This is a genomic window from Pseudomonas sp. PDM18, assembly GCF_014852585.1.
Taxonomy (GTDB): Bacteria; Pseudomonadota; Gammaproteobacteria; order Pseudomonadales; family Pseudomonadaceae; genus Pseudomonas.
In genome coordinates, this window is the sequence record NZ_JACVBX010000007.1 from 76,377 (window position 1) to 94,699 (window position 18,323).

The following is an 18,323-nucleotide window of genomic DNA, read 5'->3' on the forward strand; positions in this document are numbered from 1 at the left end:
CCAGCTGCCTGGGTGACTTCACTGTCGTACAGGGCATGCGCAGCTCGGCTATTGGGTCTTTGCGGATGTACTTAGAGGCAAAACCCATGACCCAGGAAACCGCCGGCTTCGCCGCGCTCGGTCTTCACCCCAATGTTCTCGCTGCCATTGCCGCTGTCGGTTATGAAGAGCCATCGCCGATCCAGGCCCAGTCGATCCCGGTGATCCTCGAAGGTCACGACATGATCGGCCAGGCCCAGACCGGTACCGGCAAGACCGCTGCCTTTGCGCTGCCGATGCTGTCGCAGATCGAGCCGAGCCGTCGCGTCCCGCAGGTGCTGGTACTGGTACCGACCCGCGAGCTGGCCCTGCAGGTTGCTACCGCTTTCGAAACCTATTCCAAGCAGATGCCGGGCGTCGGCGTGATTGCCGTCTACGGCGGCGCGCCCATGGGCCCGCAGCTCAAAGCCCTGCGCCAGGGCGCCCAGGTCGTGGTCGCCACGCCGGGCCGCCTGTGCGACCACCTGCGCCGCGACGAAAACCTGCTGTCCACCGTCAAGAGCCTGGTGCTCGACGAAGCGGACGAGATGCTCAAGCTCGGCTTCATGGATGACCTCGAAGTGATCTTCGAAGCCATGCCGTCCAGCCGCCAGAGCGTGCTGTTCTCCGCGACCCTGCCGGCCTCGATCCGCAGCATCGCCGAACGCCACCTGAAAGAACCCAAGCACGTCCGCATCGCCGCCAAGACCCAGACCGTCGCCCGCATCGAGCAGGTGCATCTGATGGTTCACGCCGACCAGAAGCCGGCCTCGATCCTGCGCCTGCTGGAAGTCGAGCAATTCGACGCGCTGATCGGCTTCGTCCGCACCAAGCAGGCCACCCTGGACATCGCCGAGCTGTTGGAGCGCCAGGGCTACCGTGCCGCCGCGCTGAACGGCGACATGCCGCAGGCCCAGCGTGAGCGCGTGATCGAGTCGCTGAAAGACGGCTCGCTGGATATCGTCATCGCTACCGACGTTGCTGCCCGCGGCCTCGACGTGGCGCGCATCACCCACGTACTGAACGTGGACATGCCCTACGATCCGGAATCCTACGTACACCGTATCGGCCGTACCGGCCGCGCCGGTCGTGAAGGCCGCGCCCTGCTGCTGGTGACTCCGCGTGAGCGCCGCATGCTGCAGGTGATCGAGCGCGTGACCGGGCAGAAGGTTGGCGAAGTTCGCCTGCCGGACGCCGAAACCGTCCTCGAAGCGCGCCTGAACCGCCTGGCCACGGGCCTGCAACCGCTGCTGGCCAACGCTGTTGCCAGCCGTGGCGCGGTGCGTGACGAGCTTTGCCGTCGCCTGGGTACCGACATGGACACCCTGGCCGCCGTGCTGCTGGCCAAGCTGACCGAAGGCAAGGCGCTGGACCTGGAATCGGTCCGCCGCGAACAGCCGCTGACCCCGGCCGCCCCGCGCGAGCGCAGCGACCGTTACGAGCGCAGCGAACGTGGCGATCGCCCCGAGCGCGGCGACCGTCCGGAGCGCAGCGGCGCGCCGCGCACCATGGCTCCGCCGTCCGAAGGCAAGGCCCGTTGCCGTACCGCCCTGGGCGCTCGTGATGGCGTGCAGGCGAAGAACCTGCTGGGCGCCATCCTCAACGAGGGCGGCCTGTCCCGCGAGGCCATCGGCCGTATCCAGATCCGCGAGACCTTCAGCCTGATCGAGCTGCCGGAAGAGAACCTCGACCGTCTGCTGACCAAGCTCAAGGACACCCGCGTTGCTGGCAAGGCTCTGCGCCTGCGTCGTTACCGCGAAGACTGATTCGTCAGTCACAGCGCATGAAAAAGCCCCGCCATTGGCGGGGCTTTTTCGTTTCCGGGGGAAGGAGCTGTCGGCATTTGGCTGCTGTTGTAGGAGCGAGCTTGCTCGCGAACTGCTTGACGCCAGCGCCGCCGGGAAAATGTTCGCGAGCAAGCTCACTCCTACAGCCAGTGCTCAGCCGAAGCGGTAGATATCCATCCCTAGCGCGCCGAGGGTGAAGCCTGCGTGCTCGACCTTCATCGTCGAACCGCCTGCGCCACGGGCGAAGTACAGCGGCAGCAGGTGCTCATCGCGCGGGTGGTTGCGCACCGCATGCGGCGCTTGCTGGCGGTAGTCGAGCAGGGCGGTTTCGTCGTCGGCTTCCAGGTGCTCCACCATCCAGTCGCGGAAGGCCTTCGCCCAGGGCGTGATGACTTCCGGGCCGGCGTGCCAGTCCAGTTCGCCCAGGTTGTGGGTGATGCTGCCCGAACCGATCAGCAGGATGCCTTCCTCGCGCAGCGCACGCAGGGCCGCGCCAATTCGGTGCTGCATGGGCGCGCCGAGACGGCTGGGGAGGGACAGCTGGACGACGGGGATATCGGCGTCCGGATACATCAGGCTCAGCGGCACCCATGCGCCATGGTCCAGCGGGCGTTCGGGATCGAGGATGGCCGTCAGACCGTCCTCGGCCAGCAACTCGACCACACGCCGGGCCAGGTCCGGCGAGCCGGCGGCCGGATACTGCACGGCATAGAGTTCGGGCGGGAAGCCGTAGAAATCGTGCCAGGTGTCCGGCTTGGGCGATGCGGTCACGCGCATATCCGCGGTTTCCCAGTGGGCTGAGACAACCAGGATGGCTTTCGGGCGTGGCAGCTCGCGGGCCAGGCGCTTCAGGGGCGCATCGCTGGCGCCGGGCTCCACGGCCAGCATGGGGGAGCCGTGAGAGATGAACAGGGCAGGGAGCATGGCGAACCTCGCTACTTGAATGCCTCTATGTTTACGCGAGTAAAGATCGAAATCCAGTATAGGTTTTTGACCGAAATAATCGTTTATGTCGATTGTTATGGCCGCGCTTACCCTTGAAGCGCATCGTCGTGGAAGTGCCAACTCGGTTGCAGAGTCATGGAGGCAGTCGCCATAGAGCGCTTTGGCAGGATGTCAGTCGGATGATGCGTTAGAGTTTGCGGAAATTTCCGAAGCGAATGGCGAATTCGGCTATGCAGCAAGTTGAACAAGTCCTAATGCTCGAGATCGGCGACTGCCTCCGCCTGGAGGACGGCACCGAGATATGTGTGCAGAGGGTCCGTGGTGACCAGGTGCGGCTGAAGATCCTAGAAGCCGGAGATAGTCAGCGCGAGCGGCGTGGCGCCTGGTGGCGCTCGCTGATGCCGTGTGCGATGCGCAGTGTTTGAACAGGTGACCTATGCAGCATGAATTCTGGCAGTCGCGCTGGGAGCGCAATGAAATCGGCTTCCACCAGCAATTGGTGAACCCCGGCTTGCAACGTCACTGGCCGAACCTGGAGCTGCCCGAGGAATCGCAGGTGCTGGTGCCGCTGTGCGGCAAGAGCCTGGACATGCTCTGGCTAGCGCAATGGGGTTATCGCGTGCTGGGTGTCGAACTGGCCGAGCGGGCCGCCGTCGACTTCTTCGCTGAGTTGGGTGTCACCCCGCAGACCACTGACGACGGCGCTTTGCGGCGTTACAGCTACGAGCGCCTGGAGATTCTCCAGGGGGATTTCTTCGACGTCACGGCCGGGCAGGTGGCCGGGTGCAGTGGCCTTTACGACCGCGCGGCGCTGATCGCTCTGCCGCCGGACCTACGTGCCGACTATGCGGCGCACCTGCAGCGTATCCTCCCGTATCAGGCTCGTGGGCTGGTGGTCAGCCTGGAATACCCCCAGGCCGAGATGGATGGCCCGCCGTTTGCCGTTCTGGCGGAGGAAGTGAGCGGGCTCTTCGCCGAGGACTGGGAAGTGGAGGAGGTTGAGCGTGTGGACGTGCTGGTGGAAAACCCGAAGTTCCTCAAGCGTGGCGTCAGCCACCTGGACGAAGTGGTGTTCGCGCTGCGTCGAGGTTGAGTTGCAGGCATGAAAAAGGGCGACCCGAGGGTCGCCCTTTTTGGATTGCCTTGAAGCTTAGCGGCCAGCGGCGCGCAGGGCTTCGATGCGGTCTTCCAGCGGCGGGTGGCTCATGAACAGGCCGGCGAGGCCGTGCTTGAGGTTCCCATTGATGCCAAAGGCCTGCAGCGTGTCGGGCATCTGCACCGGCACGCCCTGTTCGGCGCGCAGGCGCTGCAGGGCAGCGATCATCGCGCCAGTGCTGGCCAGGCGGGCGCCGGCCTCGTCCGCGCGGTATTCGCGTTTACGCGAGAACCACATGACGATGATGCTGGCGAGGATGCCCAGGACCAGCTCGGCGAAGATGGTCGCGACGAAGTAGCCGATACCCGGGCCGTCTTCGTTCTTCAGGATCGCCTTGTCGACGAAGTTGCCGAAGATGCGTGCGAAGAACATCACGAAGGTGTTCACCACGCCCTGGATCAGTGCCAGGGTGACCATGTCGCCGTTGGCCACGTGGCCGATCTCGTGGGCCAGCACGGCTTTCACCTCTTCGGGGGAGAAGCGCTCGAGCAGGCCTTGACTGACCGCGACCAGAGCGTCGTTGCGGTTCCAGCCGGTGGCGAAGGCGTTGGCCTCGTAGGCGGGGAAGATACCGACTTCCGGCATCTTGATGCCGGCCTCGCGGGACAGTTCTTCCACGGTCTGCAGCAGCCACTGCTCGTGGCGGGTGCGCGGCTGGCTGATGATCTCGGTGCCCGTGCTCATCTTCGCCATCCACTTGGAGATGAATAGCGAAACCAGGGAGCCGGCGAAGCCGAAGACGGCACAGAAAATCAGAAGGCTACCGTAATTCTGGCCGGTGAAACGGTCCACGCCGAGCAGTTTCAGGGTGATGCTGGCGATCACCAGAACAGCCAGGTTGGTGGCCAGGAACAACAGGATGCGCATCATGGCGTAAAGCTTCTCCTCACGGTGACATTGGCGAAAACCGCAGTGGGTCGCGGCTTTCCGGATCGCCGGGCACAGGCAGGCACGGGATCGCTGAATAGTATGCGGGGTATATACGGTTGGCCCCCAGGCGATTCAACTCGGGGACTATTTCAACTTGTGTCGCCTGCCCGTACTACGGGCGCCCCGGATCGCTCTCGAAGAGTAGACGGGTCAGCCGCGCGATGCGTTCACCGTGCCGGGCGGCCAGTGCCTCGCGCAACTGGTTGGCCAGCGTGGCCTGGTCGCGGCGCACGCTGGGCGGCAGTTCCTCGCCGTCGCGCACCGCATGGGGGACAACGCGGGTCAGGCGCATGAAGGCCTTTTCGCTGAGCACCGCCTGATCCAGCGCTTCGTAACGAATGGTTGCCTCGAAGCGCAGATAGCCTTCATCGGCCAGCCACAGCAGCGCGCCCAGGCAACTCTGGTGTCGGGTACTGGGCAGGCCGAACTCGTCGGGCTCTTCCCGCCCGATCAGGTCCTCGACATAGAGGGCGATCTTGCGCGGGAAGGCCTGGTAGAGGGTCAGCAGGCCGGAAGCGGCATCCTTGTAGAAGTCGTCGATCTGCAGGTCCATTTATGCGCTGGGATTCACTGGCGATGAGTTATTGGCGGTAGCTTTTCAGGAAGCTGCCGATGCGTCCGATGGCCTGCTCCAGGTCATCGACACGCGGCAGGGTAACCACCCTGAAGTGATCCGGCCAGGGCCAGTTGAAAGCGGTGCCCTGAACGATGAGCAGCTTCTCGGAAAGCAGCAGGTCGAGGACGAATTTCTCGTCGTTGTGGATCGGGCAGACCTTCGGATCGATGCGCGGGAAGGCATAGAGCGCGCCCATGGGCTTCACGCAGCTGACACCGGGAATGTCGTTGAGCAGCTCCCAGGCGCGGTTGCGCTGTTCCAGCAGGCGCCCACCCGGCAGCACCAGGTCGTTGATGCTCTGGTAGCCGCCCAGGGCGGTCTGGATCGCATGCTGGCTCGGCACGTTGGCGCACAGGCGCATGTTGGCCAGGATATCCAGGCCTTCGATGTAGCTCTGCGCCTTGTGTTTCGGCCCGGAAATGGCGATCCAGCCGGAGCGGAAGCCCGCCACGCGGTAGGACTTGGACAGGCCGTTGAAGGTCAGGCAGAGCACGTCCGGCGCCAGCGACGCGGTGGAAATGTGCTGGGCCTCGTCGTAGAGGATCTTGTCGTAGATCTCATCGGAGAAGATCACCAGGTTGTGCTGGCGCGCCAGTTCGACGATGTCCAGCAGCACTTCCTTCGAGTAGACCGCGCCGGTGGGGTTGTTCGGGTTGATCAGCACCAGGGCCTTGGTGTTGTTGGTGATCTTTGCCTTCATGTCGGCGACGTCGGGGAACCAGCCGGCCTGCTCGTCGCACAGGTAGTGCACTGGTTTGCCGCCAGAGAGGGCGACGGATGCGGTCCACAGCGGATAATCGGGCGCTGGGATCAGCACCTCGTCACCGTTGTTGAGCAGCGCCTGCAGGGCCATGACGATCAGCTCGGACACGCCGTTGCCCAGGTAGATGTCCTCGATGCCGACGCCTTCCACCTGCTTCTGCTGGTAGTACTGCATCACTGCTTTGCGCGCACTGAACAGACCCTTGGAGTCGCTGTAGCCTTGGGCGGTCGGCAGGTTGCGGATGACGTCCTGGAGGATTTCATCCGGCGCCTCAAAACCGAACGGCGCCGGGTTGCCGATGTTCAGCTTGAGGATGCGGTGGCCTTCCTCTTCCAGGCGTTTAGCGTGCTTGAGCACGGGCCCGCGAATGTCGTAGCAGACGTTGGCGAGCTTGTTCGATTTGGTGACCTGCATGATCTGGGATTCCGAAATTGTCCGCGGCCGGCGACTTGGCAGGCTGTAACGCGGGTGACAGACTGGCGTCAAATGATGGGTTCGGAAGTGCTTTTCCCTGGTATCGACCCTGAAAATCGACAGGAAAACAGTGGAATTCTCGAAAAAGTAGAGTTTTTAAGGCTTTTCTATCGCGAGAACGTCTCTGTGCGGCAGATTCTGAACATGACGTTAACCACGCGCATCATACGTGCGGCCCGATTCCCGGAAAAGGAGGCATCGGGCATTTTTTCCATTAATGGAGGCAGATCGATGGAAAAGCTGGAAAAGCCCCTGGATTCCTGGCGTGACGAACTCACCGACGAGCAGTTCCATGTCTGCCGTCTGGGCGGCACCGAGCGTGCCTTCACCGGCGAATACCACGACACCAAGACTCCCGGTATCTACCACTGCGTGTGCTGCGGCACTGCGCTGTTCGACTCCGACGCCAAGTACGACTCGGGCAGCGGCTGGCCGAGCTACTTCCAGCCGGTGAATGGCGAGGTGGTCAAGGAACTGGAAGACTTCAGCCACGGCATGCATCGCATCGAAGTACGCTGCGGCAAGTGCGATGCGCACCTGGGGCACGTCTTCCCTGACGGCCCGCGGCCGACTGGGCTGCGCTACTGCATCAACTCGGCATCGCTGAAGCTGGTGCCGAAAGAGTGACCTCAAGGCCCGCCACGAGCGGGCCTTTTCTTTGGGGCTCTTCGTAGGAGCGAGCTTGCTCGCGAACAGCCCGGCTCCGTTATCCCTCGGTAACCTTGTTCGCGAGCAAGCTCGCTCCTACAGGAATGCTGATGTTGCCGTATTCATCGGGTGATTCGCGATCAATTGAATTGCGTGCAATTTAATTGATCACTATTCTTGGGTTTCCCACTTCCCAGGAGCCATGTCCGATGAGCGATGCACTGCTGAACATTCCCGTGACCACCATCAAGGGCGAACAGAAAACCCTCGCAGACTTCGGCGGCAAGGCCCTGCTGGTGGTGAACACCGCCAGCCAGTGCGGCTTCACCCCGCAGTATAAGGGGCTGGAAAAGCTCTGGAAGCAGTACAAGGACAAGGGCCTGGTGGTGCTTGGCTTCCCCTGCAATCAGTTCGGCAAGCAGGAGCCGGGCAACGAAGGCGAGATCACCCAGTTCTGCGAGCTCAACTTCGGCGTGAGCTTCCCGCTGTTCAAGAAGATCGATGTCAACGGCGCCGAAGCCCACCCGCTCTATGTGCAGCTGAAGAAGCGCGCTCCCGGCCTGCTGGGCAGCCAGGGCATCAAGTGGAACTTCACCAAGTTCCTGATCGGCCGGGACGGGCAGCTGGTCAAGCGTTTCGCCCCGACCACCAAGCCTGAGCAACTGTCCGCCGAGATCGAAGCGCTGCTGTGATGAAAGACGCTGTATCCCTGCCGGCTGAACTGCAGCTGGACAACCAGCTGTGTTTCCGCCTGTACGCCGTGTCCCGCGCGGTGATCCGTGGCTACCGGCCGATGCTCGAGGCGCTCGGTCTGACCTACCCGCAGTACCTGGCCATGCTGGTGCTCTGGGAGTGGCAGGCCGAGCCGCCGCAGCAGCCGTCGGTGAAGGCGCTCGGCGAGCGCCTGATGCTCGACTCGGGCACCCTCACTCCGTTGCTCAAGCGTCTGGAGCAGTTGGGCCTGGTGCAGCGCCGCCGTGCGCAGCATGACGAGCGTGAAGTGCACCTGGGGCTGACGGCCGAAGGAGTTGTACTGCGCGAGAAGGTACTACCGCTGCGTGAAGAATTGCTGTGCCGCAGCGGCATCGATCTGAGCGTCACCGGCGGCCTGCGCGAACAGCTGGATAGCCTGCTGCTGCAGTTGTCGAAGCTGGACGCCTGACTCAGCTGCGCGGCTGTGGTCCGGTCCAGCGTTCGAGGATGGCCGCCAGCTCGTCGCGGTGGAAGGGCTTGGCCAAGTAATCGTCCATGCCGGCGGCGCGGCACCGCTCACGCTCCTCCGGCAGGGCGTTGGCGGTCAGGGCAACCACCGGCAGGTCCGGCCAGCGGCCGCTTTCGCGGATTTCACGGGTGGCCTGGTAGCCGTCCATTACCGGCATGTTGCAGTCCATCAGCACCAGGTCGAAGTCGGCGCTGTCGAGTTGCTTCAGCGCCTCCTCCCCGTTGATGGCAATGCCCACCTGACAGCCCAGTTTTTGCAGAAGGCCGCGCGCGACCAACTGGTTGACGGGATTGTCTTCCACCAGCAGCACGCGGGCGGAGAACTGCTCTGGCGAGGTGGCGCCAACTGTCTTCGATGAGGGCAGCGGCTGGTGCTCGAAGGCCTGCTTCAGCGCCTGGTAGAGCACTGCGCGGGACAACGGCCGCGCCAGTTGTCGCAGCGGGGCGAGGCGCTGGGCCAGCTCGGGTTCGAGGAAGTTGCCGTAAGCGGTGACCAACAGCACCGGCCTGGTGACGTTCTGGCGCAGCACGACCAGGCAATCCGGGCAGTCTGAGAGCAGTGCGTCCAGCTCTACGTTGGCGAGGCTTTCATCGATGTCCAGGCGTTGATAGTCCACCCCCCATTCCGGCAGCCAGTTCTGCAGCAGCGCAGCCAGCCCGCTGCTGGCTGCGCATTGCACGATGAGCTTGCCGTTCAGCTTCGCCAGCGGCTGCGGCGGCTCCAGCGCCTGCAGGGGGAGGGTGACGATGAATTCGCTGCCAATGCCGGGCTCGGAAGTGACGCTCAGCTCGCCCTTCATCGCCTCGCAAAGCTTGCGCGTCAGCGCCAGGCCAAGCCCGGTGCCGCCGTACTGGCGGGCGATGCCGGCGTCGGCCTGGGTGAAGGGCTGGAAGATCTTCTGCAGGGCCTCGGGTGCCACGCCGATGCCGGTGTCGCGTACGCTGATGCGCACGCCTTCATTCCTGGTTCCGATGCCCAGCGGCTCGACACGCACGTCCACACGGCCGAGGCGTGTGAACTTGAGGGCGTTGGACAGCAGGTTGCTGACCACCTGGCGCACCCGCGTCGGGTCGCCGGAGAGTTGCGCCGGCAGTTGTGGGCTGATCAGGCAAGTGAGCTCCACGGCAGGGCCGGCGTTCTGCGACAACAGGCTGGCGGTGTCTTCCACCAGAGTGCCGAGGTCGAAGGGAATCTGCTCCAGCTCCAGTTGGCCGGCTTCGAACTTGGATAGGTCGAGCACATCGTTGAGCAATTCCACCAGCACTTTGCCCGAGTCGTGGGCAATGGATAGCTGCTGGTGCTGTTCGGCGGTCAGCGGGCCGTCCAGCGCCAGGCCGAGCATGCCCAATAGGCCATTGAGCGGGGTGCGGATCTCGTGGCTCATGTTGGCCAGGAAGTTGCCACGCGCCTGGGCCATGGCCAGGGCGGTCTGCCGCGCCTGTTCCAGCTCCTGGTTGGACAGTGTCAGGCGTGCGTTGGCCGCCTTCAGTTCGGCGGTGCGCGCGGCGACGATGCTTTCCAGTTCTTCCAGGTATTGGGTCAGGCGGTCTTCGGCATCGCGGCGCTGTTCCATCTCCACCGAGATGCGATTGAGCTGGCGGTTGGTGACCTCCACCAGCACGCCGATTTCGTCGCGCTCATGGCCGCGCGGGCAAGGCAGGCGCAGGCGCGAGGGTGAGCGCGGGTCATGGCGGGAGAGGGCGTCGATCAGGCTCACCAGCGGCTTGGTCAGCAGGGCATAGAAGAGCACCAGCAGGATCAGCGAGAGCAGCAGGCTGCGGACGAAGCCGGAGATGAAGGTCATCCCGGCACGGCGCAGGAAATCGTTGCCAAAGACGAAGGTGTCGATCTCAAGGCGCAGGACGCCAAGGGACTCGGCCGGTGCATGCTCGACGAACAGCGGTTCCTCGTAAGAGCGCTGCTCGCCGAAGAGGAAGTCGCTGAGGCCGCGCAGGTGGCTTTCCGCCGGCGGCCGGTCGGCGCTGGCCAGGGGCACGTTGGCGTTGTCGATGATCTCGGCGCGAATCACCGCGGGCGAGCGCAGCAGGCCCACGACCAGCTCCTGGGCCAGTTCGGCGTCGATGTTGTAGGCGATGCGCGCGGCGGGGTTATGGCTGACGTCCAGCAGGGCGCGCACTTCGCGGTTGATGGAGGCGTCCTGGCTGGCATAATCGACGCCTACCTGGATGAGGCTGAGCAGGGTGCCCAGGATGAACGCCACCAGCACCGTCAGGCTGGCCTGCTTGAACGAGAGGCGATGTGTAAGCGCAATATCCATGGTTGCGGAGCGTCGCCTCGCAGAAGCTTTCCTGCGGCGTAGCATAGCCCATCGGAACCGTCTGTCGGGATAGTCCGAAGGCGATGAAATTCCGGGGTCTGCCCTCGAAACTACGCCTTGAGAATATGGAGACAAGCGTGGATTCCCGTCTGAACGACTTTCTCGCCCGCGCCGAAGTGCTGATGGCGCGCCTGGACCCTTTGCTTCCCGCCGTCCGTGAAACGGTTGATTGGCAGCACAGTCTGGCGGCGCGCTGGTACCGTGACGGCCGCAGCGGCTACCTGCAGCCGCTGAAGGTCTGCCTCGACCTGCGCCTGGACGACCTGCTGGGCGTCGACCGGCAGCGCGAGCAACTTGCCCGCAACACACGGCAGTTCGTGGCTGGCCAGCCGGCCAATCATGCGTTGCTGTGGGGCGCCCGAGGCACCGGCAAATCCTCGCTGGTGCGCGCGCTGCTGGCGGAGCTGGCCGGTGAGGGGCTGCGTCTGATCGAGATCGAACGCGACCACCTGGCCGACTTGCCGCGTGTGGTCGAACTGATTCAGGGGCTGCCGCAGCGTTTCGTGCTGTTCTGTGACGACCTGTCGTTCGATGCGGGCGAGGGCGATTTCCGCGTCCTCAAGAGCGTGCTCGACGGCTCGCTGGAGCAGGCTCCGGACAACGTGCTGCTCTACGCCACTTCGAACCGGCGCCATCTGGTTTCGGAAAAACAGAGCGACAACGAGAACTGGAAGATGGTCGACGGCGAGTTGCATCCCAACGAAGCCGTCGAAGACAAGATCGCCCTGTCCGACCGCTTCGGCCTTTGGCTGTCCTTCTACCCCTTTACCCAGGAGCACTTCCTGAGCGTGGTGCGCCACTGGGTCGAGTCGCTCGCGCAGAAGTCCGGGCTCGCCGCCTGGACCTGGGACGAGGAACTGGAGAAGGAAGCCATCCGCTGGGCACTCGGCCGCGGCAACCGTAATGGCCGCTGTGCCTATCAATTCGCCCGCTATTGGGTGGGTCGACAATTGCTGGAAGGAGACACCCCATGATCGATCTGCAACAGGCCGGTGCCGGCCTTGGCGGTTATGCGCTGCTGGCCGCCCAGGCGGAGTCGCTATTCGCCGACGAGCGCGACTTCATCGCCAACGCCTCGCAGTTTTCCGCGTTCCTGTTCAATGAGTTGCCGGACCTGAACTGGGCCGGCTTCTACCTGAACCGCAACGAAGAGCTGGTGCTCGGCCCGTTCCAGGGCAAGGTCGCTTGCGTGCGCATCCCCTTCAGCAAGGGTGTGTGCGGCGCCGCGGCACGTACTCTTGAAACCCAGCGTGTGGAAGATGTGCACGCTTTCCCCGGCCACATTGCTTGCGACAGCGCCTCCAACAGCGAGCTGGTGGTGCCGCTGGTGAAGGAGGGGCGCCTGATCGGCGTATTGGATCTCGACAGCCCATCGGTCGGTCGCTTCAGCGCAGAAGACCAGGCCGGTATCGAGCGCCTGGTGGAGATTTTCCTGCGTCTCTCTGACTGCTGATCGTTCGCTGGCAACAAAAAGCCCCGCCTAGGCGGGGCTTTTTCGTAGGCGCGAACTTTTGTCCGCGCTTCGCGGGCATGGCCCGCTCCCACAGAGGGTGGCAGGTCAGCGCTTGGCCAGGATCTTGGCAATAATCTGCAGCTCGCCCTGGACGATCTCGGCCAGGGCAGGGCGGGCCAGGGTGCGCTCGAAGTGTGCGGCCAGCTTCGGCCAGCGCTCGGCATCCAGCTCTTCCTCGCCGTGGCGCAGGTTTACCAGTTGGCAGGCGATGGCGATGTCAGCGAGGCTGAAGCGGTCATCGATGAACCACTGCTGCTCGCCCAGGCATTTCTCCAGGTAATCGAAGTGCTCCGGGAGCTTCTCCTGCATGGCACCTTTTACCGCCACTTCATCGCAGACCTTGCCCATCAGCGGCTTGAGCAGACGGTTGCGGAACACGGTGAAGGTGGTCAACGGCGCCAACTCGTAGTCGGCGTACTTTTCCAGCCAGTTGATCCGCGCGCGGGACTCGGCTCCTGTGCCGCACAGCGGGTCGCGCTGCGGGTCACGGTCTTCGAGGTAATGGCAGATGACGCTGGAGTCGGCGAGGGTGAAGTCACCATCACGGATGGCCGGCACGCGGCGCAGCGGGTTCAGTTCGCGGTACCAGTCCGGCTGGTTGAACGGGTTGACGTTCTCCAGTTGGTAGTCGAAGCCTTTTTCGGCCGCGAACAGGCGGACTTTGCGGACGAATGGGGAAAGCGGGGCGCCGAAGACGACGAGGCTCATGCAAGGCTCCTGGGGCGAAGGTGGCCGGGTTTTTGATTCGACGACGAATCAGTCGTAAAGGTTCTTCTTCTTCCAGATATCGTCTTCGTCCAGCGCCTTGAGGCCGTCGCCCAGCTCGCTCGGTTCGTCCGGGGCGGGCTGCGAGGTTTCCAGCACCAGGGCGTTGGCGTGGGCTAGCTGGGCTTCCATCTGCTTGAGCTGCGCCTGGTAGCGGCCGATCTCCGGCTGCTTCTGCAGGTATTGCGCGCCGCGTTCGAAGGCCAGGCGTGCCTGGCGCGGCTGGCCTTGCTGGAGTGCCTGCTGGCCGAGGTTACCGAAGAACTCTATATGGAGGAGGGTGAGCAGGTGGCGGATTTCCTTCACCCACTTCTGTGCTTCGGCGCGCGGTAGCATGTTGTCCTGAGCGCAGCGCGTGAGCTGGGCATGCAGCGCTTCAAAGAGGAATCGCACGTCCTTGGCCTTGGCCTCGGTGAGAATCGGCTGCGGCGCATTCTTGACCGGGATGGTCTCGCCCTTGGCGAGCAGGCCACGCAGCTCTTCGATGCGCTGCTTCAGCGCGGCATTCTGTTTATCGACAGTGAGGAGGCGCTCGCTGAGGTTGAGCTCGAAGCCGCTGAGCAGCAGCTTTAGCGCCGGCGACATGAACTGGCCGGGCAGTGACTCGGACACATCGGCGCAGCGCCGGCAGCGGTCTGACAGATCAGCTTTCAGGCGCGCCTGCTCCAGCTTGCGGTTTTCCACCAGATGATTGATGTAGCCGATGGCGACCAGCAGGGCGATACCGACGAGAACCAGGACCGTAATGACGATTGGCGACACCGTGGAGTGCTCCGGATGTTTTTCCCGAGTGTAATGTCTTAGTGATACTGCTGATAGCGGCAGCTCAGTTTTTACTCAGAAGTCTTTGATTTAAAAAATATTTCTTTGGAGGGTTGACGACCTTACAAAGCGTCCCTAGAATGCGCGCCACTTCGACGCGAAACGCAGAACATGCTGGAACGGCGAAGTCGGAAAGATGTTAAGTTCCGGGCCGCGTCCCCTTCGTCTAGTGGCCTAGGACACCGCCCTTTCACGGCGGTAACAGGGGTTCGAGTCCCCTAGGGGACGCCATTGCGGGAATAGCTCAGTTGGTAGAGCACGACCTTGCCAAGGTCGGGGTCGCGAGTTCGAGTCTCGTTTCCCGCTCCAGATTCTCGATCATCGCCAAGGCGGTGACCGAAAGATGAAATGGCGTTACCCTTCGGCGAAAGCTGAAGGTTGCAACAAGTTGCTGCGGGAATAGCTCAGTTGGTAGAGCACGACCTTGCCAAGGTCGGGGTCGCGAGTTCGAGTCTCGTTTCCCGCTCCAAAATCGAAACGCCGTCCATCAGGACGGCGTTTTCGTTAACCACCGGCGAACGCTGAAGGTTACAGCAAGTTGATGCGGGAATAGCTCAGTTGGTAGAGCACGACCTTGCCAAGGTCGGGGTCGCGAGTTCGAGTCTCGTTTCCCGCTCCAGAATCGAAACGCCGCCCAGTTGGGCGGCGTTTTCGTTTGTGCGGAGAAACAACGCCCATGAAAAAGCCCGCATATAGCGGGCTTTTCGTTTCTGGCATTTGGCGCTACGTCGCAGCGGCTGGCGCGTCGCACCAGCGGACCGTCAGTGCTTCGGCGCGTCATCCGGCAAGGCCAGCACCTGCTTCTCGCGGTTCCAGTCAAAGGGCTCGCCGTTTTCTTCGGCTTCGAAGCGACGCTCGTCGAGCTGCTGGTACATCTGTAGTTCTTCGTCGGGCATGTAGTGCAGACAATCGCCGCCGAAGAACCACAGCAGGTCGCGCGGGATCAGGTGGGCGATCTGCGGGTAGCGATGGAAGATCTGGCTGATCAAGTCCTGGCCCAGGTACTGGGCGCCTTCCGGATCGCGCGGCAATTCCACCAGCAGCTCGTCGAAGCGCTCAAGAAACAGGCCGTGGTTGTCCTCGGGAACCTGCTCGGCTTCGCCCAGGGCGCCAAGGATCATGCGCAGGTGGTTGAGCAGGGCGATGTGGTGGTCGAGATAGGCGCTGGCCATGGGATTCCTCTGGAGCTGTGTGCAAACGGCCGGGGAGTATATCGGTTTTCGCTGTCGCTGCCGCCGGAGCGATCAGCGGAGCGGGCGCATCTGGATCTGCCGGCGTTGGTTGTCGATCTGCTGGCGTTGCTGGTCGAGTATCCGCTGCTGCTGTTGCAACTGCTGTTGCTGCAGCTCGTTCTTCTGCCGCTGGATCATCTGGTCGCTCTGCCTGCGCTGCTCATTCCAGCGCTGCTGGTTGTCCTGCTGGCGCTGCAGGTCCTGCTGCTGCATCTGCAGGCGCTGGTCCTCGTAGTTCAGGCGTTGGCTGTCGAGCTGGTTCTGCCGCAGCTGCTGCTGACTGCGCAGGCTGTCCTGCTGTTGCTGGATCGGGTCGATGACCGGGCTGGGCGCGGGTGCCGGGCGCGGGCGGCTGGGGTAGAGCCAGGGATCGGCGTGGGCGCTACCGGCCAGCAGCATTGCCAGCAGTAGGAGGGGAGGGGATCGACGCATGGTGCGGTTCTCCATTGCGGTGATTGTTTGAGTGTGCACCCGATAGCTCGAACTGGCATTGCTTTGCGTCGGACAAAAAGAAGGGCGCCCGAAGGCGCCCCGGGGGTGGATGGCGTTGGTCAATCGGCCTTGCCGGCCAGTTCTTCCTTGGAGAAGTCGTCCACGTCGATCACCGCGCGGCGAGCGCGTTCGGCGGCGTGCAGGGTTTCCGCTTCCGCGGCTTCCAGCACGCCCGCCTCGGCGGCGGCATCGATGGGCGACTGCCCTGGCTTGGGATTGACGCCGTGCTCCTTGAGCGCCTTGTGCAGCTTCTTCTGCAAGGGCGCTGCGGCAGCTAGCTGGTCGTAAGCGAAGGTGAGCTTGGCGACCGGATCATCGGGGCCACTGGGTAGATGTGCACCGGCGAGGATTGCCTGCAGCGCCGGGTCGCTCAGCGGGCGGCCGAGGATGTGGGCGATCTCGGCATCCAGCGCGTCGCTCGGGCCACGGTGGCGACGGCCCAGCGGCAGCACCAGCACGCGCAGCAGGCAGCCGAAGGCGCGGTTGGGGAAGTTGTCGATCAGGTCGGCCAGCGCGGCTTCGGCCTTCTCCAGGTTTTCCTCCATGGCCCAATGCAGCAGCGGATGCAGGTAGTCCGGGTTGTCCAGGTCGTGGTAACGCTTGAGCGCGGCGGAGCCCAGGTAGAGGTGGCTCAGCGCATCGCCCAGGCGTGCGGACAGGCGTTCGCGGCGCTTCAGCTCGCCGCCGAGCATCATCATGCTGAAGTCGGCGAGCAGGGCGAAGGACGCGGCCAGGCGGTTAAGCGCGCGGTAGTAAGGACGGCTGATGCGGTCGCCCGGCACGTGGTCGAAGCTGCCGAAGCCCAGGCCCAGCAGCAGGCTGCTGGCGGCGTTGCTGACGGCGAAGCCGACGTGGTTGAGCAGCAGTTCGTCGAACTCGCGCTCGGCCTGGTCCTGGTCCTCGCGGCGGGCCAGTTCCATCTCCTTGAGCACGTACGGATGGCAGCGGATGGCGCCCTGGCCGAAGATCATCAGGTTGCGCGAGAGGATGTTGGCGCCCTCGACGGTGATGAAGATCGGCGCTGCCTGCCAGGAGCGGCCCAGGTAGTTGTTCGGGCCCATGATGATGCCCTTGCCGCCGTGGATGTCCATGGCGTGGGCGATGCACTCGCGGCCGCGTTCGGTGAGGTGGTACTTGAGGATCGCCGAGAGCACCGAGGGCTTCTCGCCCAGGTCCACCGCGTTGGCGGTGAGGATGCGCGCGCTGTCCATCATCCAGGCGTTGCCGCCGATGCGGGCGAGGGCTTCCTGGATGCCTTCGAAGGCCGACAGCGGCACGTTGAACTGCTCGCGCACCTGGGCATAGCGGCCGCTGACATAGCTGCCGGCCTTGGCGGCGCTGGTGCCCACCGCCGGCAGGGAGATCGAGCGGCCCACCGACAGGCAGTTCATCAGCATCATCCAGCCTTTGCCGATCATTTCCGCGCCGCCGATGATGTACTCCAGCGGCACGAACACGTCCTTACCGGAGTTGGGGCCGTTCATGAAGGCGGCGCCCAGCGGCACGTGGCGGCGGCCGATCTGCACGCCGGGGGTGCTGGTGGGAATCAGCGCCAGGGTGATGCCGAGGTCCTCTTGCTCGCCCAGCAGGTGGTCCGGGTCATGGCACTTGAAGGCCAGCCCGAGGAGGGTGGCTACCGGGCCGAGGGTGATGTAGCGCTTCTCCCAGGTCAGGCGCAGGCCGATGACTTCCTCGCCTTCCCACTGGCCCTTGCAGACTACCCCGACGTCGGTCATGCCGCCGGCATCGGAGCCGGCCTGCGGGCTGGTCAGGGCGAAGCAGGGAATTTCCTCGCCGGTCGCCAGGCGCGGCAGGTAGCGCTGGCGCTGGGCATCGGTGCCGTAGTGCAGCAGCAGCTCGGCCGGGCCGAGGGAGTTGGGCACCATCACGGTGGAGGCGAGGTCACCGCTGCGGGTGGCCAGCTTCATCACCACCTGGGAGTGGGCGAAGGCGGAGAAGCCCTTGCCGCCGTATTCCTTCGGAATGATCAGGCCGAAGAAGCCCTGGCTCTTGATGTAGGCCCAGGCCTCGGGCGGCAGGTCCATGTCCTTGCCGACCTGGTAGTCGTTGATCATCGCGCACAGCTGCTCGGTGGGGCCGTCGACGAAGGCCTGCTCTTCTTCGGTCAGTTGTGCCTTGGGGTAGCCCAGCAGGGTGTGCCAGTCCGGACGGCCGCTGAACAGCTGGCCATCCCACCACACGGTGCCGGCCTCGATGGCCTCGCGCTCGGTCTCGGACATCGGCGGCAGGGTCTTCTTGAACCAGGCGAACAGGCGCGAAGTGAACAGGCTGCGGCGCAGGTCGGTGGCGAGCAGGGTTACCGCGACCACCGCCCAGAGCAGCCACAACAGCACCATCCAGCCATGGGCATGGCTGAACAGGCTCATCAGAGCCAGGTACACGGCGACGATGCCGAGTGCTTTCAGAGGCGCGGCGCGGCGATGCGCGAGCCAGGCAACGCCGAGGATCAGAACCAGTAACCAGACGAGCAGCATGCGGATTCCTCCATGACAGCCCAACGCGGCAACAGCAGGCCGTAGCGGGCTTGGTAACGAGAGTGCGCGAGCACAGCGGCAGGTATTCCCTGTAGGAGCCCCTTCAC

Annotated in this window: 16 protein-coding genes, 4 tRNA genes and 1 pseudogene; 11 read left to right on the forward strand and 10 right to left on the reverse strand. The window is 63.9% G+C overall.

What is annotated here, in order from left to right:
* Positions 1-51 precede the first annotated feature (51 nt).
* Positions 52-1,784, forward strand: a pseudogene (locus tag IB274_RS15740) (DEAD/DEAH box helicase).
* Positions 1,785-1,958: 174 nt separating this feature from the next.
* Here IB274_RS15740 and IB274_RS15745 read toward each other — a convergent pair.
* On the reverse strand, positions 1,959-2,729 hold the full coding sequence (locus tag IB274_RS15745) for a DODA-type extradiol aromatic ring-opening family dioxygenase (RefSeq protein ID WP_192432863.1): 771 nt from the start codon (positions 2,727-2,729) through the stop codon (positions 1,959-1,961).
* 457 nt (positions 2,730-3,186) lie between these two features.
* Here IB274_RS15745 and IB274_RS15750 point away from each other — a divergent pair, with 457 nt between their 5' ends.
* On the forward strand, positions 3,187-3,843 hold the full coding sequence (locus IB274_RS15750) for a thiopurine S-methyltransferase (RefSeq protein ID WP_192432864.1): 657 nt from the start codon (positions 3,187-3,189) through the stop codon (positions 3,841-3,843).
* 57 nt (positions 3,844-3,900) lie between these two features.
* Here the strand turns inward: IB274_RS15750 and htpX are convergent, their stop codons facing one another.
* The 3 genes from htpX to IB274_RS15765 all read right to left on the reverse strand — a co-directional run bounded on the left by htpX (position 3,901) and on the right by IB274_RS15765 (position 6,629).
* Positions 3,901-4,776 carry a protease HtpX gene (gene htpX, locus IB274_RS15755; protein WP_081518629.1) on the reverse strand — a complete coding sequence of 292 codons (876 nt, stop codon included), beginning with the start codon at positions 4,774-4,776 and terminating at the stop codon, positions 3,901-3,903.
* A gap of 172 nt (positions 4,777-4,948) precedes the next feature.
* Positions 4,949-5,389, reverse strand: a complete 441-nt coding sequence (locus IB274_RS15760; protein ID WP_192432865.1) for a hypothetical protein — start codon at positions 5,387-5,389, stop codon at positions 4,949-4,951.
* Positions 5,390-5,417: 28 nt separating this feature from the next.
* Entirely contained in the window at positions 5,418-6,629 is a 1,212-nt protein-coding gene (locus IB274_RS15765) for a pyridoxal phosphate-dependent aminotransferase (protein WP_192432866.1), read from the reverse strand.
* Between the two features lie 291 nt (positions 6,630-6,920).
* Here IB274_RS15765 and msrB point away from each other — a divergent pair, with 291 nt between their 5' ends.
* The 3 genes from msrB (at position 6,921) to IB274_RS15780 (ending at position 8,499) form a co-directional block, all read left to right on the forward strand.
* Complete coding sequence (msrB, locus tag IB274_RS15770) at positions 6,921-7,316, forward strand: peptide-methionine (R)-S-oxide reductase MsrB (RefSeq protein WP_081518626.1); 396 nt, start codon at positions 6,921-6,923, stop codon at positions 7,314-7,316.
* A 230-nt stretch (positions 7,317-7,546) separates the two neighbouring features.
* On the forward strand, positions 7,547-8,029 hold the full coding sequence (locus IB274_RS15775) for a glutathione peroxidase (RefSeq protein ID WP_192432867.1): 483 nt from the start codon (positions 7,547-7,549) through the stop codon (positions 8,027-8,029).
* A complete protein-coding gene (locus IB274_RS15780) occupies positions 8,029-8,499 on the forward strand; it encodes a MarR family winged helix-turn-helix transcriptional regulator (protein ID WP_192432868.1) in 471 nt (156 codons plus the stop codon). Before IB274_RS15775 ends, IB274_RS15780 begins: the two co-directional genes overlap by 1 nt.
* A gap of 1 nt (position 8,500) precedes the next feature.
* Here the strand turns inward: IB274_RS15780 and IB274_RS15785 are convergent, their stop codons facing one another.
* A complete protein-coding gene (locus tag IB274_RS15785; protein WP_401089087.1) occupies positions 8,501-10,882 on the reverse strand; it encodes an ATP-binding protein in 2,382 nt (793 codons plus the stop codon).
* 92 nt (positions 10,883-10,974) lie between these two features.
* Here IB274_RS15785 and IB274_RS15790 point away from each other — a divergent pair, with 92 nt between their 5' ends.
* Both IB274_RS15790 and IB274_RS15795 read left to right on the forward strand, forming a co-directional pair.
* Positions 10,975-11,871 carry an ATP-binding protein gene (locus IB274_RS15790; RefSeq protein WP_192432870.1) on the forward strand — a complete coding sequence of 299 codons (897 nt, stop codon included), beginning with the start codon at positions 10,975-10,977 and terminating at the stop codon, positions 11,869-11,871.
* Positions 11,868-12,350, forward strand: coding sequence for a GAF domain-containing protein (locus IB274_RS15795; RefSeq protein ID WP_192432871.1), 483 nt, complete (start codon positions 11,868-11,870; stop codon positions 12,348-12,350). The genes IB274_RS15790 and IB274_RS15795 overlap by 4 nt, the downstream gene beginning before the upstream one ends.
* 105 nt (positions 12,351-12,455) lie before the next feature.
* Here the strand turns inward: IB274_RS15795 and IB274_RS15800 are convergent, their stop codons facing one another.
* Together IB274_RS15800 and IB274_RS15805 are read right to left on the reverse strand one after the other, a co-directional pair.
* A complete protein-coding gene (locus tag IB274_RS15800; protein ID WP_192432872.1) occupies positions 12,456-13,118 on the reverse strand; it encodes a glutathione S-transferase family protein in 663 nt (220 codons plus the stop codon).
* 48 nt (positions 13,119-13,166) lie between these two features.
* Complete coding sequence (locus IB274_RS15805; protein ID WP_192432873.1) at positions 13,167-13,937, reverse strand: hypothetical protein; 771 nt, start codon at positions 13,935-13,937, stop codon at positions 13,167-13,169.
* Between the two features lie 215 nt (positions 13,938-14,152).
* Here IB274_RS15805 and IB274_RS15810 point away from each other — a divergent pair.
* The 4 genes from IB274_RS15810 (at position 14,153) to IB274_RS15825 (ending at position 14,616) form a co-directional block, all read left to right on the forward strand.
* Positions 14,153-14,228: transfer RNA gene (locus tag IB274_RS15810), tRNA-Glu, on the forward strand.
* Between the two features lie 2 nt (positions 14,229-14,230).
* Positions 14,231-14,306, forward strand: a tRNA-Gly gene (locus IB274_RS15815).
* A gap of 84 nt (positions 14,307-14,390) precedes the next feature.
* Positions 14,391-14,466: transfer RNA gene (locus IB274_RS15820), tRNA-Gly, on the forward strand.
* A gap of 74 nt (positions 14,467-14,540) precedes the next feature.
* Positions 14,541-14,616 (forward strand) — tRNA-Gly (locus IB274_RS15825).
* A 142-nt stretch (positions 14,617-14,758) separates the two neighbouring features.
* Here IB274_RS15825 and IB274_RS15830 read toward each other — a convergent pair.
* The 3 genes from IB274_RS15830 to IB274_RS15840 form a co-directional block, all read right to left on the reverse strand.
* A complete protein-coding gene (locus IB274_RS15830) occupies positions 14,759-15,169 on the reverse strand; it encodes a PA2817 family protein (RefSeq protein WP_192432874.1) in 411 nt (136 codons plus the stop codon).
* A 72-nt stretch (positions 15,170-15,241) separates the two neighbouring features.
* Positions 15,242-15,661, reverse strand: coding sequence for a PA2816 family glutamine-rich protein (locus tag IB274_RS15835; protein ID WP_192432875.1), 420 nt, complete (start codon positions 15,659-15,661; stop codon positions 15,242-15,244).
* Between the two features lie 119 nt (positions 15,662-15,780).
* Positions 15,781-18,216, reverse strand: coding sequence for an acyl-CoA dehydrogenase (locus IB274_RS15840; RefSeq protein ID WP_192432876.1), 2,436 nt, complete (start codon positions 18,214-18,216; stop codon positions 15,781-15,783).
* Between the last annotated feature and the right edge of the window lie 107 nt (positions 18,217-18,323).

Coding starts and splice junctions, on each gene's coding strand:
- IB274_RS15830 (WP_192432874.1), bottom strand. CDS start 15,169: ATGGCCAGCGCCTATCTCGACCACCACATCGCCCTGCTCAACCACCTG.
- IB274_RS15745 (WP_192432863.1), bottom strand. CDS start 2,729: ATGCTCCCTGCCCTGTTCATCTCTCACGGCTCCCCCATGCTGGCCGTG.
- IB274_RS15785 (WP_401089087.1), bottom strand. CDS start 10,882: ATGCTACGCCGCAGGAAAGCTTCTGCGAGGCGACGCTCCGCAACCATG.
- IB274_RS15765 (WP_192432866.1), bottom strand. CDS start 6,629: ATGCAGGTCACCAAATCGAACAAGCTCGCCAACGTCTGCTACGACATT.
- IB274_RS15775 (WP_192432867.1), top strand. CDS start 7,547: ATGAGCGATGCACTGCTGAACATTCCCGTGACCACCATCAAGGGCGAA.
- IB274_RS15840 (WP_192432876.1), bottom strand. CDS start 18,216: ATGCTGCTCGTCTGGTTACTGGTTCTGATCCTCGGCGTTGCCTGGCTC.
- IB274_RS15780 (WP_192432868.1), top strand. CDS start 8,029: ATGAAAGACGCTGTATCCCTGCCGGCTGAACTGCAGCTGGACAACCAG.
- IB274_RS15835 (WP_192432875.1), bottom strand. CDS start 15,661: ATGCGTCGATCCCCTCCCCTCCTACTGCTGGCAATGCTGCTGGCCGGT.
- htpX (WP_081518629.1), bottom strand. CDS start 4,776: ATGATGCGCATCCTGTTGTTCCTGGCCACCAACCTGGCTGTTCTGGTG.
- msrB (WP_081518626.1), top strand. CDS start 6,921: ATGGAAAAGCTGGAAAAGCCCCTGGATTCCTGGCGTGACGAACTCACC.
- IB274_RS15760 (WP_192432865.1), bottom strand. CDS start 5,389: ATGGACCTGCAGATCGACGACTTCTACAAGGATGCCGCTTCCGGCCTG.
- IB274_RS15800 (WP_192432872.1), bottom strand. CDS start 13,118: ATGAGCCTCGTCGTCTTCGGCGCCCCGCTTTCCCCATTCGTCCGCAAA.
- IB274_RS15795 (WP_192432871.1), top strand. CDS start 11,868: ATGATCGATCTGCAACAGGCCGGTGCCGGCCTTGGCGGTTATGCGCTG.
- IB274_RS15750 (WP_192432864.1), top strand. CDS start 3,187: ATGCAGCATGAATTCTGGCAGTCGCGCTGGGAGCGCAATGAAATCGGC.